At 52.4% G+C, this 16815-nt stretch carries 15 protein-coding genes and 6 tRNA genes; 11 read left to right on the top strand and 10 right to left on the bottom strand.

Going from position 1 to position 16815, the window contains the following annotated elements:
* Positions 1-55 precede the first annotated feature (55 nt).
* A complete protein-coding gene (gene cysK, locus AAHF05_RS16215) occupies positions 56-1027 on the bottom strand; it encodes a cysteine synthase A (protein WP_014884739.1) in 972 nt (323 codons plus the stop codon).
* Positions 1028-1190: 163 nt separating this feature from the next.
* Positions 1191-1952: a sulfate transporter CysZ gene (gene cysZ / locus AAHF05_RS16210; RefSeq protein ID WP_129324038.1), complete on the bottom strand. Its 762-nt coding sequence runs from the start codon at positions 1950-1952 to the stop codon at positions 1191-1193.
* A gap of 230 nt (positions 1953-2182) precedes the next feature.
* On the opposite strand from cysZ, the gene zipA reads away from it, so the two are divergent.
* The 3 genes from zipA to AAHF05_RS16195 all read left to right on the top strand — a co-directional run bounded on the left by zipA (position 2183) and on the right by AAHF05_RS16195 (position 5447).
* Entirely contained in the window at positions 2183-3145 is a 963-nt protein-coding gene (gene zipA / locus AAHF05_RS16205) for a cell division protein ZipA (RefSeq protein WP_129324039.1), read from the top strand.
* A gap of 69 nt (positions 3146-3214) precedes the next feature.
* Complete coding sequence (ligA, locus tag AAHF05_RS16200) at positions 3215-5230, top strand: NAD-dependent DNA ligase LigA (protein ID WP_374936386.1); 2016 nt, start codon at positions 3215-3217, stop codon at positions 5228-5230.
* A 1-nt stretch (position 5231) separates the two neighbouring features.
* Positions 5232-5447: a DUF3820 family protein gene (locus AAHF05_RS16195; protein ID WP_003861328.1), complete on the top strand. Its 216-nt coding sequence runs from the start codon at positions 5232-5234 to the stop codon at positions 5445-5447.
* Here the strand turns inward: AAHF05_RS16195 and AAHF05_RS16190 are convergent.
* A complete protein-coding gene (locus AAHF05_RS16190) occupies positions 5444-6439 on the bottom strand; it encodes a bile acid:sodium symporter family protein (protein WP_129324041.1) in 996 nt (331 codons plus the stop codon). The genes AAHF05_RS16195 and AAHF05_RS16190 overlap by 4 nt on opposite strands.
* An 89-nt stretch (positions 6440-6528) precedes the next feature.
* Between AAHF05_RS16190 and AAHF05_RS16185 the strand changes: the two genes are divergently transcribed.
* On the top strand, positions 6529-7464 hold the full coding sequence (locus AAHF05_RS16185) for a LysR family transcriptional regulator (RefSeq protein ID WP_129324042.1): 936 nt from the start codon (positions 6529-6531) through the stop codon (positions 7462-7464).
* On the opposite strand, the gene AAHF05_RS16180 is transcribed toward AAHF05_RS16185, so the two are convergent.
* Positions 7461-7802, bottom strand: coding sequence for a FlxA-like family protein (locus AAHF05_RS16180; RefSeq protein WP_129324043.1), 342 nt, complete (start codon positions 7800-7802; stop codon positions 7461-7463). The two genes, AAHF05_RS16185 and AAHF05_RS16180, sit on opposite strands and share 4 nt — an antisense overlap.
* A gap of 207 nt (positions 7803-8009) precedes the next feature.
* On the opposite strand from AAHF05_RS16180, the gene xapA reads away from it, so the two are divergent.
* From xapA to AAHF05_RS16165, 3 genes are all read left to right on the top strand, one after another.
* Positions 8010-8834: a xanthosine phosphorylase gene (gene xapA / locus AAHF05_RS16175; protein ID WP_129324044.1), complete on the top strand. Its 825-nt coding sequence runs from the start codon at positions 8010-8012 to the stop codon at positions 8832-8834.
* Positions 8835-8885: 51 nt separating this feature from the next.
* On the top strand, positions 8886-10142 hold the full coding sequence (locus tag AAHF05_RS16170) for a nucleoside permease (protein ID WP_028016175.1): 1257 nt from the start codon (positions 8886-8888) through the stop codon (positions 10140-10142).
* A gap of 67 nt (positions 10143-10209) precedes the next feature.
* Entirely contained in the window at positions 10210-11097 is an 888-nt protein-coding gene (locus AAHF05_RS16165; protein ID WP_128348005.1) for a LysR family transcriptional regulator, read from the top strand.
* A 43-nt stretch (positions 11098-11140) separates the two neighbouring features.
* On the opposite strand, the gene AAHF05_RS16160 is transcribed toward AAHF05_RS16165, so the two are convergent.
* From AAHF05_RS16160 to AAHF05_RS16145, 4 genes are all read right to left on the bottom strand, one after another.
* Positions 11141-11216, bottom strand: a tRNA-Lys gene (locus AAHF05_RS16160).
* 4 nt (positions 11217-11220) lie between these two features.
* A tRNA-Val gene (locus tag AAHF05_RS16155) sits at positions 11221-11296 on the bottom strand.
* Positions 11297-11325: 29 nt separating this feature from the next.
* Positions 11326-11401 (bottom strand) — tRNA-Val (locus AAHF05_RS16150).
* Positions 11402-11443: 42 nt separating this feature from the next.
* Positions 11444-11519, bottom strand: a tRNA-Val gene (locus AAHF05_RS16145).
* A 258-nt stretch (positions 11520-11777) separates the two neighbouring features.
* Between AAHF05_RS16145 and gltX the strand changes: the two genes are divergently transcribed.
* Positions 11778-13193 (top strand): glutamate--tRNA ligase, encoded by a 1416-nt coding sequence (gene gltX, locus AAHF05_RS16140; protein WP_028016177.1) that lies wholly within the window; start codon positions 11778-11780, stop codon positions 13191-13193.
* A gap of 44 nt (positions 13194-13237) precedes the next feature.
* Here the strand turns inward: gltX and AAHF05_RS16135 are convergent, their stop codons facing one another.
* Together AAHF05_RS16135 and AAHF05_RS16130 are read right to left on the bottom strand one after the other, a co-directional pair.
* Positions 13238-13630, bottom strand: coding sequence for a YfeC-like transcriptional regulator (locus AAHF05_RS16135; RefSeq protein WP_129324045.1), 393 nt, complete (start codon positions 13628-13630; stop codon positions 13238-13240).
* Position 13631: 1 nt separating this feature from the next.
* Positions 13632-13994: a YfeC-like transcriptional regulator gene (locus tag AAHF05_RS16130; RefSeq protein ID WP_028016179.1), complete on the bottom strand. Its 363-nt coding sequence runs from the start codon at positions 13992-13994 to the stop codon at positions 13632-13634.
* Between the two features lie 217 nt (positions 13995-14211).
* Here AAHF05_RS16130 and AAHF05_RS16125 point away from each other — a divergent pair.
* The 3 genes from AAHF05_RS16125 to AAHF05_RS16115 all read left to right on the top strand — a co-directional run bounded on the left by AAHF05_RS16125 (position 14212) and on the right by AAHF05_RS16115 (position 16809).
* Positions 14212-14287 (top strand) — tRNA-Ala (locus AAHF05_RS16125).
* A 41-nt stretch (positions 14288-14328) separates the two neighbouring features.
* A tRNA-Ala gene (locus tag AAHF05_RS16120) sits at positions 14329-14404 on the top strand.
* A gap of 215 nt (positions 14405-14619) precedes the next feature.
* Positions 14620-16809, top strand: a complete 2190-nt coding sequence (locus tag AAHF05_RS16115) for an EAL domain-containing protein (protein ID WP_049007103.1) — start codon at positions 14620-14622, stop codon at positions 16807-16809.
* Positions 16810-16815 lie beyond the last annotated feature (6 nt).

Genomic DNA, 16815 nt, shown 5'->3' with positions numbered 1-16815 from the left:
GCCACAAAAAAGCACCCGAAAAGGTGCTTTTTTACGCGTTTTTAACATGCTGGCATCACTGTTGCAGTTCTTTCTCAGTGAAGAGATCGGCAAACAGTGCAGTGCTTAAGTAACGCTCACCCGAGGATGGAAGGATAACCACAATATTCTTATTGGTAAAGGCTTCGTCTTCCTGAAGTTTGAGCGCTGCCGCAACAGCCGCACCGGAAGAGATACCTGCCAGAATGCCTTCTTCATCCATCAGACGACGCGCGGTAGAGATGGCTTCTTCGTTAGTGATAGTGACCACTTTATCGATCAGCTTCAGGTCCAGGTTACCCGGAATGAAGCCGGCACCAATGCCCTGAATTTTGTGTGGACCTGGCTTGAGCTCTTCACCCGCCAGTGCCTGAGTGATAACCGGTGAGTCGGTCGGTTCAACGGCAACAGTAATCAGATCTTTTTTACCTTTCGTGCCTTTAATATAGCGTGACACACCAGTCAGCGTACCGCCGGTACCCACGCCGGAGATAAACACGTCAACCTGACCGTCGGTATCTTCCCAGATTTCCGGGCCGGTGGTTTTTTCATGAATTTCCGGGTTTGCCGGGTTGCTGAACTGCTGCAGCAGCAGATATTTCGCCGGATCGCTGGCAACAATCTCTTCGGCTTTCTGAATGGCACCTTTCATGCCTTTCGCGCCTTCGGTCAGTACCAGGTTTGCCCCCAGCGCTTTGAGCAGCTTGCGACGTTCGATACTCATGGTTTCTGGCATGGTCAGCGTCAGTTTGTAGCCACGCGCTGCAGCAACATAGGCCAGGGCAATACCGGTGTTGCCGCTGGTTGGTTCCACCAGCTCAACGCCTGGTTTCAGTACGCCACGTTTTTCAGCATCCCAAATCATGTTTGCACCAATACGGCATTTTACGCTGAAGCTCGGGTTACGTGATTCGACCTTCGCCAGAATGCGTCCATTACCGATACGGTTCAGTCGAACCAGGGGCGTATGACCGATAGTCAGCGAGTTGTCTTCATAAATCTTACTCATGGCCTGTCCTTAACTGTATGAAATTGGGATACCGTCCCAGCATACCTGTTGAGCAGGTAGGGGGAAGTAAGGAATTCGCATATCTATATACTGCAAGGAAATAATGGGGAACAGTATGGAATAAGGGGCGGCATAAGCCACCCCTTGTTTACACATTTTTGCATTACTTCCATAACGCGTGCTTAGCACGGTAGCAGTCAACCCACATTGCCGTCGCGCCACACACCGCAACGGGCATGATGAAAAGATTGAGGAACGGAATCATCGTGAACAGGCTGGTCAGTGCGCCAAATTGCATATTGGCAACCTTCTGGGTGCGCAGGGCTGTGCGCATCGCTTTAAACGGTACTTTGTGGTTATCGAATGGATAGTCGCAGTACTGGATCGCCAGCATCCATGCGCTAAACAGGAACCACAGCACCGGAGCCACCGTTTGACCGATACCGGGCACTAAATAGAGGATAAGCAGCACAACCGCACGGGGCAGGTACCAGGCAAATTTCTGCCACTCGCGCTTCATGATACGTGGAATGTCTTTCATGATCCCCAGCACGCCCGTGTCCGGTGGCGTTGCCCCGGTAAGCCGTGCCTCCAGCTGTTCCGCCAGCAGGCCGTTAAAGGGCGCGGCTATCCAGTTCGCGATCGTTGAAAAGAAGTAACCGAATACCAGCAGTACCGAGATGACCACAACCGGCCAGAGCAGGTAGTTCAGCCACTGCAGCCACTCAGGAACATGGCTCATTAGCGAGGGGATCCAGCTTTCCAGCTTTGTGAACAGCCACCAGAACGCACCGCCCATCAGAATAATGTTGATCAACAGAGGCAGGATGACGAAACGTCGAATACCCGGCAATGAGACCAGTTTCCAGCCCTGAGAAAAATACCAGACGCCGCTGCGAGGGGGGGAAGAAGATGTTGAAACCATAGCCAGGCTGTACTCCTTTTTTCACAACCAGTGGAATTGCCCGCCTATATTATCCACTTACGGACCAATGACCAGTTAGGAAATGTTCGAAAAACCAGCAAAAAGCACGATTTCCTTCATCTTTATGCTGTGAATGCTCTGCACACACTTGCACTTGACGTAAACGGCAAATACTCTTAGTGAGTAAATGTTTGCCGTGGTGGCAAGGTGTTAGAACAACAGAGAATATAATGATGCAGGATTTGCGTCTGATATTAATCATTGTTGGCGCGATCGCCATAATCGCTTTACTGGTACATGGTTTCTGGACCAGCCGTAAAGAGCGTTCCTCGATGTTTCGCGATCGCCCACTGAAGCGCATGAAGTCCAGTCGTGACGACGATGACAGTGAAGATGACATCGATGGAAGCGACGACGACGGCGTGGGTGAAGTTCGTGTTCATCGGGTCAATACTGCCCCCGGCGCGGCTCATGGGGAGCATGAAGCGACCCGTACTGCGCAGCACCAGTATCAACCGCCGTATGCTTCCGCACAGCCGCGCCAGCCAGCGCCGCAGCCTGTGGAAGAGCCGGTGCGCCAGCCGCCGCAACAGCCTGTCCATCAGCAGCCTGCTGCACCTCAGCCGGTTCAACAGCAACCTGTGCAACAGCCAGTGCAACCGGTACAACAACCGCAGCAGCATGTGCAGCCTGCGCCGCAGCCCGCTCCGGCCCCGCACGTTGAGCCAGAGCCCGTCATCGAGCCAGAACCGGTTGTTGAAAAACCGCAGCGCAAAGAAGCGGTGATCATCATGAACGTTGCCGCACATCACGGCAGCCATCTCAACGGTGACGTGCTGCTTAACAGTATTCAGCAGGCAGGCTTCAAGTTTGGCGACATGAATATTTTCCATCGCCACCTGAGCCCAGACGGTAGTGGCCCGGCGCTGTTCAGCCTGGCCAATATGGTCAATCCTGGCACCTTTGACCCGGAAATGACCGGTGATTTCGTGACGCCGGGTGTCACAATCTTTATGCAGGTGCCGTCCTATGGTGACGAACTGCAGAACTTTAAGCTGATGCTGCAATCCGCTCAGCACATCGCTGATGAAGTGGGTGGTGTGGTGCTCGACGATCAGCGTCGAATGATGACCCCGCAGAAGCTGCGCGAGTATCAGGACCGCATCCGCGAAGTTAAGGAAGCCAACGCGTAATCGTCGCGTTTACTTCGACTCCTCCTCAACCCCCGCATGTCGGGGGTTTTTTCTCATTGATGGTGCGATATGGACTCAATCGAACAACAACTCACTGAACTGCGAACCACGCTTCGCCATCATGAATATCTCTATCATGTTATGGACGCGCCGGAATTACCGGATGCGGAGTATGACCGTCTGATGCGCGAACTCCGCGAATTAGAGGCTCAGCATCCGGAACTCATCACACCCGATTCACCCACCCAACGCGTCGGCGCTGAGCCGCTGGGGGCTTTCAGCCAGGTGCGTCATGAAGTGCCGATGCTGTCGCTGGACAACGTCTTCGATGAAGAGAGTTTTCTCGCGTTTAATAAGCGTGTGCAGGATCGCCTTAAAAGTAGCGATAACCTTACCTGGTGCTGTGAGCTGAAGCTGGACGGCCTTGCGGTAAGTCTTCTCTATGAAAACGGCGTGCTGGTGCGTGCGGCAACTCGTGGTGATGGTACCACCGGGGAAGACATCACCACCAACGTGCGCACTATCCGCGCGATCCCGCTGAAACTGCAGGGTGAGAACATTCCTGCGCGACTGGAAGTGCGCGGTGAAGTGTTCCTGCCCCAGGCGGGCTTCGAGAAAATCAACGACGAAGCGCGCCGCACTGGTGGGAAAGTGTTTGCTAACCCGCGTAATGCGGCGGCAGGCTCTCTGCGCCAGCTTGATCCACGCATCACCGCGAAGCGACCGCTTACTTTCTTCTGCTACGGCGTAGGGATTCTGGAGGGGGGCGAGCTACCGGATACGCACCTCGGACGTCTGCTGCAGTTTAAAGCGTGGGGCCTGCCGGTGAGCAACCGTGTTCAGCTTTGCGACTCCCCGGAAGCAGTACTGGCCTTCTACCACAAGGTGGAAGAGGACCGTCCAACGCTCGGCTTTGATATTGATGGCGTCGTCATTAAGGTTAACTCGTTAGCGCTTCAGGAGCAGTTAGGCTTTGTTGCGCGTGCTCCGCGCTGGGCGGTGGCGTTTAAGTTTCCTGCTCAGGAGCAGATGACCTTTGTCCGCGACGTGGAGTTCCAGGTGGGACGTACGGGAGCCATTACCCCGGTCGCCCGTCTGGAGCCGGTGCAGGTGGCGGGCGTGCTGGTGAGTAACGCCACGCTGCATAACGCCGATGAAATTGAGCGTCTTGGTCTGCGTATTGGCGACAAAGTGGTCATTCGCCGCGCGGGCGATGTTATTCCACAGGTGGTTAACGTTGTTGAGTCAGAACGTCCTGATGATACGCGCGAGATTATTTTTCCCACCCATTGCCCGGTATGCGGCTCGGACGTTGAGCGTGTGGAAGGTGAAGCGGTGGCGCGCTGTACGGGCGGTTTAATCTGCGGCGCGCAGCGTAAAGAATCGCTGAAGCACTTCGTCTCCCGTCGGGCGATGGACGTCGATGGCATGGGCGATAAAATTATCGATCAGCTGGTTGAGAAAGAGTATGTCCACACGCCGGCGGATCTCTTCAGGCTGACGGCGGGTAAACTGACGGGGCTTGATCGCATGGGGCCTAAGTCAGCGCAGAATATCGTGAATGCTCTGGAAGCCGCGAAAGAGACGACCTTCGCACGCTTCCTCTACGCGCTGGGTATTCGTGAAGTCGGCGAAGCAACGGCTGCGGGGCTGGCAGCGTACTTTGGTACGCTGGACGCGCTGGAAAAAGCGAGCATCGACGAATTGCAGAAAGTCCCGGATGTTGGAATTGTTGTTGCCACGCATGTCTTTAACTTCTTTGCTGAAGAGAGCAACCGCGAAGTCATCGGCAAGCTGCTGGAAGAGGACATCAAATGGCCGGCACCGGTGGTGGTTAATGCCGAAGAGATCGACAGTCCGTTCGCCGGTAAAACGGTGGTGCTGACCGGCAGCCTGAGCCAGCTTTCACGTGACGATGCGAAAGCGCGTCTGGTGGCGCTGGGGGCCAAAGTGGCGGGCAGCGTGTCGAAGAAAACCGATTTGGTGATTGCCGGAGAGGCGGCGGGTTCGAAGCTGGCGAAAGCCCAGGAGCTCGGCATTGCGGTGATCGACGAAGCGGAAATGATGCGTCTGTTAGGAGAATAACGTGGAGAAAGAGCAACTCGTTGAGATCGCCAACACCGAGATGCCGTTCGGTAAATATAAAGGCCGCAGGCTGATCGATTTGCCGGAAGAGTATCTGCTGTGGTTTGCCCGTAAGGATGAATTCCCGGCAGGGCGATTGGGTGAGTTGATGGCTATCACGCTACTGATCAAAACTGAGGGGCTGACCCAGCTGGTTCAGCCCCTGAAACGCCCTTAAGCTTTTGCGGTGCGGGTCTCTTCCTGCGCCAGTTTTTCAGTCTGGCGCTTGTAACGACGCGCCAGCACCGCGCAGACCATAAGCTGGATCTGATGGAAAATCATCAGCGGCAGCACCATCATCCCAATCACCGAGGTCGGGAACAGAATGTTGGCCATCGGGATACCGTTCGCCAGGCTCTTTTTCGAACCGCAGAACACAATCGTAATTTCATCCGCTTTGTTGAAGCCGCACTTGCGTGCCACAAAGACGTTAACCGCAATTACAATCGCCAGCAGGACGAGGCTGACCACCACGATAAACAGCAGTGAGCCTGCGCCGACCTTATGCCAAATCCCATTTACCACCGCTTCACTGAAAGCGGAATAGACCACCAGCAGAATTGACGACTGATCGGTTTTTGAGATCCATTTTTTGTGCTTTGCCACAAACGCGCCCGTCCACGGACGCGAGAGATGCCCCAGGACAAACGGCAGCAGCAGCTGCAGACAGATTTTACCCACCTGCTCAAGGTTACCTTCCGCGCCGTGCATGTTCATCAGCAAACCCACCAGCAATGGGGAGACGAAAATCCCTAACAGGCTGGATGCCGACGCCGAACAGACTGCGGCCGCGACGTTACCGCCTGCCAGCGAGGTGAAGGCAATGGCGGACTGCACGGTGGCTGGCAGAATGCACAGATACAGGAAACCGGTGTAGAGCGCCGGGTCGACGTTAACCGGAGCCCACCACGCAAACAGAACGCCGAGAATGGGGAACAGAATGAACGTGCTGCACATCACCCAGAGGTGTAGTCGCCAGTGGCTACCACCAGCGATAATGGCTTCGCGGGAGAGTTTTGCGCCGTGCATAAAGAACAGCAGTGCGATGGCGGCCGTCGTTAGCCCCTCAAAAAACGGAACAAATCCCCCGCGAGCGGGGAAGAAAGAGGCCAGTAAAACGGTAGCAACCAGGGTAAGCGTAAACGGATCAACAATACGAAATAGTTTCATAATGACTCCTGAAAACAGATGTCGCTATTGTGCTTTTTTCCATTTGAGAAATAAAATTGATTTATTGCATCCATTTATGAATTAAACAGATGAATTATTCCTTACGTCAGCTTCGCATTTTTGTCACCGTGGCAAACGCCCGCAGCTTCAGCCGGGCAGGGGAGATGATTGGCCTGAGCCAGTCGGCGGTGAGTCACAGTGTGAAAGAGCTGGAGAGTCAAACGGGTGTGCGGTTACTTGACCGCACCACGCGCGAAGTTGTGTTGACTGAAGCCGGGCAGCAGCTGGCCTTGCGCCTCGATCGGTTACTTGATGAATTGAACAGTACGCTCAGGGATGTTGGGCGGTTGGGACAGCAACTTTCGGGTACGGTGCGGGTCGCTGCCAGCCAGACGATCTCTGCCCACCTTATCCCGCAGTGTATTGCCGAGGGAAACCACCGCTACCCGGATATTGATTTTGTTTTACATGACAGACCGCAACAGTGGGTGCTGGAAAGCATCCGACAGGGGGATGTGGATTTTGGGATTGTGATCGATCCAGGTCAGGTGAGCGATCTGGCGTGCGAAAGCGTACTTTCTGAGCCCTTTTTGCTGCTCTGCCGGGACGACGATCCGCTGGCAGTATTACCGGTAGTCAGCTGGCAGTCTCTTCAGGGAGCGAACCTGGTATTGCAGGATTATGCCTCGGGCAGCCGTCCGCTGATTGATTCTGCGCTGGTGACTCAGGGAGTAAAGGCAACGATCGTGCAGGAGATTGGTCACCCGGCGACGCTGTTTCCTATGGTGGAAGCTGGCATTGGTATCAGCGTGTTGCCCGCCCTGGCACTTCCCCTGCCACAGGGAAGTCGGCTGTCCGTGAAGCGATTGGTGCCTGTTGTCGAGCGAAAGCTGATGCTGGTGCGGCGAAAAAATCGTTCACTCTCGGGGGCGGCACAGGCCATCTGGGAAGTGGTGCGTATCCAGGCGCAACGATTAACCGAGGCCCGCATACGCGACCCACTGTTTAACGCATCAGAAGATTAGATGTAGATATCAATCTGATGATTATCTGACGGGCTATTCACACCTTCCACTTTACCCAGCTTTTGATCCTGTTTCTTCTGGGCTTCTTCGGCCTGCTGACGCTGCAGCGCGGCAAGCTGGGCCTGCAGCACTTTAAGCTGCGCCTGAATGAGTTCCTGTTGTTTTTTCTTTTCTTCCGTACTGCCAGTACTCTCTGGTAGCTCTTTTAGCTGCTGAGTAAGCTTAGTGATCTGCTCTTTAATGCGGTTTATTTGCGCAGCAATATCATTGTTACCAGAATGATTACTTCCACTATTGCTGGTTTGTACTGAGGGTGTAGTCACCTGAATCGTCGACATAGTATTTCATCTCGCTATAAAACAGAGGTATCGGCACCGACGGGATTAGCTTGAGCAAAACTGCCATATCTGGCAGGGAGGTACATTGATACACAATCAGTATTGATGGTGCTGTGAAAGTGTATTGGAGGTAAACCGCAGGCTCCAGATATAAGACTAAGGTCATGCGATCCGTGATATCGCGATCTTAATTCTCAAGGAGCCTTTATGACCCTCTCAAATAACCCATGGTACTGCGCGGACATCATCCGCACCGCTAAACCGAATTTCACGCCGCGCGTTGCGTTCATTCTCGGTTCTGGCCTTGGCGCACTAGCCGACCAGATTGAAGACGCCGTTTCTCTGAGCTACGAAAAGCTGCCGGGTTTCCCTGTGAGTACGGTTCACGGTCATGCCGGTGAGCTGGTCCTGGGACATCTTGCCGGTGTACCTGTTGCCTGTATGAAAGGGCGGGGTCACTTCTATGAAGGCCGCGGGATGACCGTCATGACCGATGCGATCCGCACGTTCAAACTGCTGGGTTGCGAGCTGCTGTTTAGCACCAATGCTGCGGGCTCATTGCGTAAAGACGTTAAGCCCGGAAGCCTGATTGCGTTGAGTGACCATATCAACACCATGCCGGGAACGCCGATGGTGGGGCTAAACGATGAACGTTTTGGTGATCGCTTCTTCTCGCTGGCTAATGCTTACGACGCAAACTACCGTGCCGTTTTGCAAACCGTGGCCGCGAAGGAGGGCTTCCCTCTGCATGAAGGCGTGTTTGTCTCTTATCCTGGCCCCAACTTCGAGACTGCAGCGGAGATCCGCATGATGCAAATTATCGGTGGCGACGTGGTGGGCATGTCTGTGGTGCCGGAAGTGATCTCTGCACGTCACTGTAACCTGAAAGTGGTGGCCGTTTCTGCAATTACGAATCTTGCTGAAGGTCTGGGCGAGGTAAAACTCTCACACGAACAAACACTGGCTGCAGCTGAGCTTTCCCGCCAGAACTTCATCAACCTTATCTGCGGTTTTCTTCGCCATATTGCCTGATTAAAACAATAAAGTGGCCCGTGAGGGCCACACTGCTATAAGGAATGGAATATGAACATCACGACTCGCTTAAAGATGATGTCCTTTATGCAATATTTTATCTGGGGGAGTTGGCTGGTTACCCTCGGCGCTTACATGATTAACACTCTACATTTTACCGGCTCCGACGTGGGGATGGTTTACAGTTCCAAGGGGCTGGCCGCAATTGTTATGCCATCTCTGGTGGGGATTATTGCCGACAAATGGCTGCGAGCAGACCGTGCATACGTGATTTGCCACCTCGTCTGTGCCGTTGCCCTCTGTTATGCCGCGCAGGTCAATGAACCCGGGTTAATGTTCTGGGTCATGCTGGTGAATGCGATGGCCTTTATGCCCACGATTGCGTTGTCGAACACGATTTCTTACTCCTGCCTTGAACAGTCAGGGCTGGATACGGTAAGCCATTTTCCGCAAGTGAGGGTGTATGGCACCGTGGGATTTATTGCCGCGATGTGGGCCATCAGCCTGATGGGGGCGGAGCTCAGCAACGTGCAGCTCTATATAGCAGCTGCTGCATCCCTGCTGCTGGCAATCTACTCTCTGACGCTACCGGCCACTCCGGTTGCGACGACAAAAACGTCTCCGTCTCTGGCAAGTAAACTGGGCCTCAATGCATTTATCCTGTTTAAACAACCCCGCATGGCGGTGTTCTTTTTATTCGCGATGCTGCTGGGCGCCGTGCTGCAGATAACCAACACGTTTGGCAGTCCTTTTCTGCATGATTTTGCACGGAATCCGGCGTATGCGGAGAGCTTTATCGTCAAATACCCGTCCATTTTGCTCTCCGTCTCGCAGATGTCAGAAGTGTTCTTCATTCTGACTATCCCATATTTCCTCAGACGATTTGGTATTAAAACCGTCATGCTGATGAGCATGGTGGCCTGGATGTTGCGGTTTGGGCTGTTTGCCTTTGGCGATCCGTCCGCAACAGGCTTTGCGTTGCTCATGCTTTCAATGATTGTCTACGGCTGTGCGTTCGACTTCTTCAATATTTCCGGCTCGGTGTTTGTTGAGCAGGAGGTGAGCTCTGATATCCGTGCCAGCGCGCAAGGGCTGTTTATGACCACCGTTAACGGTATTGGTGCTTATTTCGGGTCCGTGTTAAGCGGTATGGCAGTCGATTACTTCTCGGTGGATGGGGTTAAGGACTGGCAGACCATCTGGCTGGTGTTTGCGGCCTATGCGCTGGTGCTTGCTGTGGTGTTTTATTTCAGCTTTCACTATCACCACATCAGTAAAAACAGCGAGATGCGCACAGTTGCGCACTAAATTTTTCCTGTGGACGATGAAAGGCTTTAAGGTAGACGCTTAAATGTTATCGCCAGGATATGTTTTGATGGAACGCGTCTATCGGACCGATCTCAAGCTGCTGCGTTATTTTCTTGCCGTGGCGGAAGAATTGCATTTTGGGCGGGCTGCGGCCCGTCTTAATATGTCCCAGCCGCCGTTAAGCCTGCATATTAAAGAGCTGGAAAGCCAACTGGGGACGTTACTGTTTATTCGCCACTCGCGGAGTGTCGCGTTGACGCATGCCGGTAAAGTGCTGATGGAAGAGTCCCGTCGGCTGCTCGCCAGTGCAAACCAGGCGCTGGCTCGCGTCGAGCAAATTGGCCGGGGTGAGGCGGGGCGCATTGAGCTGGGGATTGTCGGTACCGCCATGTGGAGCGAGGTGCGCACGGTCATGCGCGCTTTCCTGAAAGAGCATCCGAATGTTGATGTTGTTTTTCGCGAAAAATCGCCGGTCATGCAAATGGCTTTGCTTGAACGTCGTGAGCTGGATGTCGGGATCTGGCGAATGGCAACTGAACCCACCGCCGGGTTTACCAGCGTGCGATTGCGTGATGCCGCTTTTCTTGTTGCAATGCCGGAAGATCACCGACTGGTCAGCGAATCATCTATTACGCTCTCAGAGCTACAGGATGAGTATTTTGTCACCATGCCTTCAGCACATTCTGACTGGGCATTTTTACATCGCGTATGCCAGCAGGCCGGGTTCTCGCCGATGATTGTACGCGAAGCTGTTGAACCACAGACGGTACTGGCGATGATTAGTATGGGGATGGGGATTACGCTTGCCGCTGACAGTTACGCGCAAATGCAGTGGCCAGGCGTGGTCTTCCGCCCTTTGCGCGAGCGCATACCGGCTGATCTGTATGTGGTATATGACGCGAAGCAGGCAACACCCGCAGTAGAAAGGTTGATTGCAACTTTAACGATGATGTAAATCACAGATAGCAAAAAAGCGCCTTTAGGGCGCTTTTTTACATTGGTGGGTCGTGCAGGATTCGAACCTGCGACCAATTGATTAAAAGTCAACTGCTCTACCAACTGAGCTAACGACCCGAAATGGTGGGCGATGACGGGCTCGAACCGCCGACCCCCTCCGTGTAAAGGAGATGCTCTACCAACTGAGCTAATCGCCCATTTCGGAACTGCTTTGATAAGGTGAGAATGGTGGGCGATGACGGGCTCGAACCGCCGACCCCCTCCGTGTAAAGGAGATGCTCTACCAACTGAGCTAATCGCCCAATCTCAATTCTTATCTACACTGCGAGTCTACGTGAAGTAGATGGTGGGTGATGACGGGCTCGAACCGCCGACCCCCTCCGTGTAAAGGAGATGCTCTACCAACTGAGCTAATCACCCCCGCTGTGTGGAGTCGCATTATAGGGAGAGTTGAAAATGAGTCAACGCATTTTCTAAAGTTTTTATTCGTTCGTCGTAAAATTAAACAAAACGATCGCGAAATGGGCGGTGGAGCATGATTTCTAAACAAAAATAGCAAACTCGGTCACGATAAAGGGATCAACATTGAGGAATCCCCCCACAGTGATAGAATATTGCCCATCGTTTTTTCCCCAGGATTTGCCGAATACCGGCATCTTTATAACGTAAGGCCATTTCATGAAAATCAAAACTCGCTTCGCGCCGAGCCCGACAGGCTATCTGCACGTCGGTGGTGCTCGTACTGCTCTCTATTCCTGGCTTTTTGCTCGTCACAACAAAGGTGAGTTCGTCCTGCGTATTGAAGATACCGATCTTGAGCGCTCTACGCCGGAAGCAATTGAAGCCATCATGGATGGTATGAACTGGTTGAATCTGGAATGGGATGAAGGCCCGTATTTCCAGACCAAACGTTTCGACCGCTATAACGCTGTGATTGATGAGATGCTGGTCGCGGGCACGGCGTATAAGTGCTACTGCTCCAAAGAACGTCTGGACGCGCTGCGTGAAGAGCAGATGGCGAACGGTGAGAAGCCACGTTATGACGGTCGTTGCCGCCATGACCATAGCGAACATGCTGCTGATGAGCCATGCGTGGTGCGTTTTGCTAACCCGCAAGAGGGTTCAGTGATCTTCGACGACCAGATCCGTGGCCCGATCGAATTCAGCAATCAGGAGCTGGACGACCTGATCATCCGCCGTACCGACGGTTCTCCAACCTATAACTTCTGCGTCGTGGTTGATGACTGGGATATGGAAATTACGCACGTTGTTCGTGGTGAAGACCATATCAACAACACCCCGCGTCAGATCAACATCCTGAAGGCGCTGAACGCACCAGTGCCTGTTTATGCGCACGTCTCCATGATCAATGGCGACGACGGTAAAAAGCTGTCTAAACGCCATGGCGCGGTCAGTGTCATGCAGTACCGTGACGATGGTTATCTGCCGGAAGCGCTGTTGAACTACCTGGTGCGACTGGGCTGGGCTCACGGTGACCAGGAGATCTTCAGTCGCGAAGAGATGATCAATCTGTTCTCTCTGAGCTCTGTGAGCAAATCGGCGAGTGCATTTAATACCGACAAACTGCTGTGGCTGAACCACCATTACATCAATACCATGCCGCCTGAATATGTCGCGACATATCTGCAGTGGCACATTGAGCAGGCAAATATTGATACCCGCACTGGCCCAGAGCTGGCGGACCTGGTGAAACTGCTCGGCGAGCGTTGCAAAACGCTGAAAGAGATCGCTGAAAGCTGCCGTTACTTCTATGAAGAGTTTGATGAGTTCGATGCGGACGCCGCGAAGAAACATCTGCGCCCGGTTGCGCGTCAGCCGCTGGAAGTGGTGCGTGACAAACTGGCGGCTCTTACCGAATGGACTGCGGAAAATGTGCATCACGCTATTCAGGCAACTGCTGATGAGCTGGAAGTCGGCATGGGGAAAGTAGGCATGCCATTGCGCGTTGCGGTGACCGGTGCGGGCCAGTCCCCGGCGCTGGATGTGACTGTCCATGCCATCGGCAAGTCGCGCAGTGTAGCGCGTATTAACAAGGCACTGGACTTTATCTCTGAACGCGAAAATCAGCAGTAATTAAGTCTTCAGGACGAGAAACGGCAGGGTAACCTGCCGTTTTTTTATGTATTTGATTCAGCAATACCCAGGCGTGTAAGAAAGCCGCGAATACCTTCACGTTTCAATAATGTGTCCAGACGCTTCTGCTCTAGCTGGGTCATACTCTCCAGCGTTTCGATAATGCCCGAACGCAGGTTTGAAGAGGGGGCACTGTATGATGGGGGGACTTCTGCCAGATGGTAAACCGCCTGACGAGTACGGATTGCCGGGAGGCTCATAATATGTTCCTTCACGCGCGCATCGATATGGATTAGCCGCGCCCGACCGCCTTTTACGCCATTGAGCCCTTCGGTTTTCCAACCCTGTTGACGTATCCAACGATTAATGGTCTGTCGGGCAACACCCAAACTCTCCGCCAGCTCTTCCGTGGTCATTTTACTACGTAATCTTTTCATATTAGTTCTGGTCGCGAATCCCTAAACGTTGCAACAATCCGGTTATCCCTTCCCGCAGTAACAGCGATGTCATTTGCTTCTGCTCTTCCGGTGTCATTTCATTGGCCAGCGTCAGGAGTAGGTTGTGAAGCGAACCATCCTGGTTGGCACCTTCTGGTATATCAGACGTTTCAGTTGCCCGGCGTGCGCTGCGGATAAAGTCACGTACTTTTTCGTTCACATGTACCAGACGCGCTTTCCCACCCTGGACTCCCGGTTTTGGTGATGTAATCCAACCCTCTTTACGTACCCATTTATTGATGGTCTGGCGGCTATAGCCAGTGAGCAAGGCTAACTCTTCTGGCGTCATTCGTTCCTTGATCATGCAATTTCCTGAATATTTGTAGGGATAATTAACGGTTCATTTTATAGCACCGTTTTACGTGAAAACGTGACAGGCTTAACTCATGACTGCGAGCAAGCTCGCAAAGTGATTCATTTGCATGATTTTTCGGCGATTGAGCGGCGGTCATTGATTTTGCCGTTGACACTCCGCAGCGGAATTCATATTATGCCGCCCGTCAACATGACAGCTTTACGATGGGGCTATAGCTCAGCTGGGAGAGCGCTTGCATGGCATGCAAGAGGTCAGCGGTTCGATCCCGCTTAGCTCCACCAAACTCTGAACCCAACAGAGTGCGGTCAGTAAAGTAACATGTGGGGCTATAGCTCAGCTGGGAGAGCGCTTGCATGGCATGCAAGAGGTCAGCGGTTCGATCCCGCTTAGCTCCACCAAAATTTTAAGCCCTCGTCAAAAGACGAGGGCTTTTTTTATGCGCTTGTAACACGCACTACTACATTTTGTTATAAAAATAGATATATTCCTGTACCTCACCTCAATCGAAAGCAATAAACCCGTCCATAATTAGACTTGAACTTGCTTCGCGCAATTAATAAACATATTATCCATCCGGTCAATGATACGAACGGATAATATACTCATCAGCTTAATGAATAGAAAAACTTACAATAACGTAAAGATATTTATGATTGCCCTGGCGCTTTGCCTGATTGCGGTACCTTTCTCCCGTTTCCTCTCTCCGCGCGCAATTGTTAATGGTCATGACGTTTATTTAGCATGGTTACCGCTAAGCGTTATGCTGGCGGTAATTCTGTTATTTGGACGCAGGGCAATTCTTCCTGTTTTGTTAGGTTTTACTGTCACTAATTTATTTTATGTTAATTTAGCGCCACTACAATATTCAGTTTTACTGTTTTGTCAGACCTTCGCGTTGTTCGCAGCGTGCGGTCTGCTACGCCTCATGCTGGGTAAGCGTTGGCGTTACAGTATCCCTAACAAGCACATCGGTTTACGTATATTCTGGCTCGGTTTTATCGTGCCAATAGGTATTAAGCTGTCGATGTATATGGCAGGCTATTTGTTTGATTTCCCGGTGACAATTTCAACCTTCTTCGGCGAAGGAACGGTAATTTACAATGTGGTGGATATTCAAAGTCTGATCTGCGCGGCGTTGATTTTTACCATGATGTTCTATTACCCATTAAGAATGATAGTTAATCCTCGCTATGCCATCACGTTCTGGCGGCGAAGCGTAAAGCCTGTGTTTCTTCACAAAAATTCATTGTATATTTTTGTCTGGCTGATGTTTTTAAGTTTCATTCTCGTCATTTTATGTGGACCTTTTGAATCTCCCGTCATTGCGGGCTATTTGATGCCGCTGATTTTTATTCTTTTTACGTTAGCGATAAGTCGCCTGACCTATGCGCTTATCTCTTTGCTCTGGGCCGTATCTGCACTCCTGCTGTTGACCTACAACTATAACTTCCTTAATGGGGTTGAATCGGGCCATTCGCTCTCCTTTATCCTCTCCGTGCTTATCTCTTTCGCCATCTGTTTGCTTTACATGTCGCGCATTTATCAGCGCAGCGAGTGGTTAAAACGGGGCTGGCAGGGCCGGGCGCTGACCGATCCGCTGACGGGTTTGCCCAATATTCGTGCGCTGGAGGATTATCTTGAGAATCATCCTGATGCAAAAGTTAGCATTCTGCGTATGGATAACCTGGAATTTTTGAGCCGCCACTACGGGATGCTCATGCGTGTCCATTGCAAACGAACGATCGCCACGTCGCTTCAGCCACTTCTGCAGAAAGATGAGTCCCTATTCCAGTTACCTGGCAGCGAACTGGTACTGGTATTGCTAGGCCCGGGAACAGCTGAGCGCCTTCAGCATATGGTTGATCGGCTGAACAGTCGTAAGATTTACTGGAACAACACCGGGCTGGATATTGAATTTGGCGCGTCCTGGGGGATGGTCGAAAACGGCGAAAAGTTACACCACACGCTGGGGCAACTGAGCTGGCTGGCAGAGCAATCCTGCGGCGCGCATAACGTTCTTGCGCTCACGAATAGTCTTGAAGCGGCATCAGGACAAACGACAGAACGTGTTCTGATGTTAGCGCGCATTAAACACGCCCTGGACGCGGGCCAGTTTCATTTATACGCGCAGCCTATCCAGAAGGCTGACGGGAGTGGGTACTACGAAATTCTGGCGCGGATGGAAAGCGAAGGGGAGATCATTACTCCCGATCGCTTTATTCCGTTGATTGCCCAATTCAACCTCAGTCATCGGTTTGATATGTGTGTAATGGAAAAGTTACTGGTGTGGCTGCGCGATCACCCTGCGGCGCATGCCGGTGCCCGTTTTTCTGTCAATCTGATGCCGTTGACGCTGATGCAAAAAGAGGTGGCCAGTGAGATTTGCGCCCTCTTCGAACGGTATGGTATAGCCCCTCAGGCCGTCATTATCGAAATCACTGAGGAGCAGGCCTTTTCGAATTCAGGAAGCAGTATCAACAATATCCAACAGTTGCGGGATTACGGTTTCCGGATCGCCATTGATGACTTTGGTACGGGTTACGCGAACTATGAGCGTCTCAGACGTCTGCAGGCAGACATCATTAAGATTGATGGCTGCTTTGTAAAAGATATTTGTACTGACGACATGGATGCGATGATCGTCCAGTCGATGTGTAATCTGGCGAAGACAAAATCTCTGTGTGTGGTGGCTGAATATGTGGAAACACCAGCTCAGCGCGAGATGCTGCTAAGCTTCGGCGTGGATTACCTGCAGGGCTACCTGATAGGCAAACCTACACCGCTGGAAGAATTGCGGGCATAAAAAAAC

This window comes from Enterobacter adelaidei, from assembly GCF_041937165.1.
GTDB lineage: Bacteria > Pseudomonadota > Gammaproteobacteria > Enterobacterales > Enterobacteriaceae > Enterobacter > Enterobacter adelaidei.
The sequence above is the reverse complement of the archived record's forward strand: the minus strand, read 5'-3'. Positions and strand labels throughout refer to the sequence as shown.

Coding starts and splice junctions, on each gene's coding strand:
- cysK (WP_014884739.1), bottom strand. CDS start 1,027: ATGAGTAAGATTTATGAAGACAACTCGCTGACTATCGGTCATACGCCC.
- cysZ (WP_129324038.1), bottom strand. CDS start 1,952: ATGGTTTCAACATCTTCTTCCCCCCCTCGCAGCGGCGTCTGGTATTTT.
- zipA (WP_129324039.1), top strand. CDS start 2,183: ATGATGCAGGATTTGCGTCTGATATTAATCATTGTTGGCGCGATCGCC.
- ligA (WP_374936386.1), top strand. CDS start 3,215: ATGGACTCAATCGAACAACAACTCACTGAACTGCGAACCACGCTTCGC.
- AAHF05_RS16190 (WP_129324041.1), bottom strand. CDS start 6,439: ATGAAACTATTTCGTATTGTTGATCCGTTTACGCTTACCCTGGTTGCT.
- AAHF05_RS16185 (WP_129324042.1), top strand. CDS start 6,529: ATGAATTATTCCTTACGTCAGCTTCGCATTTTTGTCACCGTGGCAAAC.
- AAHF05_RS16180 (WP_129324043.1), bottom strand. CDS start 7,802: ATGTCGACGATTCAGGTGACTACACCCTCAGTACAAACCAGCAATAGT.
- xapA (WP_129324044.1), top strand. CDS start 8,010: ATGACCCTCTCAAATAACCCATGGTACTGCGCGGACATCATCCGCACC.
- AAHF05_RS16170 (WP_028016175.1), top strand. CDS start 8,886: ATGAACATCACGACTCGCTTAAAGATGATGTCCTTTATGCAATATTTT.
- AAHF05_RS16165 (WP_128348005.1), top strand. CDS start 10,210: ATGGAACGCGTCTATCGGACCGATCTCAAGCTGCTGCGTTATTTTCTT.
- gltX (WP_028016177.1), top strand. CDS start 11,778: ATGAAAATCAAAACTCGCTTCGCGCCGAGCCCGACAGGCTATCTGCAC.
- AAHF05_RS16135 (WP_129324045.1), bottom strand. CDS start 13,630: ATGAAAAGATTACGTAGTAAAATGACCACGGAAGAGCTGGCGGAGAGT.
- AAHF05_RS16130 (WP_028016179.1), bottom strand. CDS start 13,994: ATGATCAAGGAACGAATGACGCCAGAAGAGTTAGCCTTGCTCACTGGC.
- AAHF05_RS16115 (WP_049007103.1), top strand. CDS start 14,620: ATGAATAGAAAAACTTACAATAACGTAAAGATATTTATGATTGCCCTG.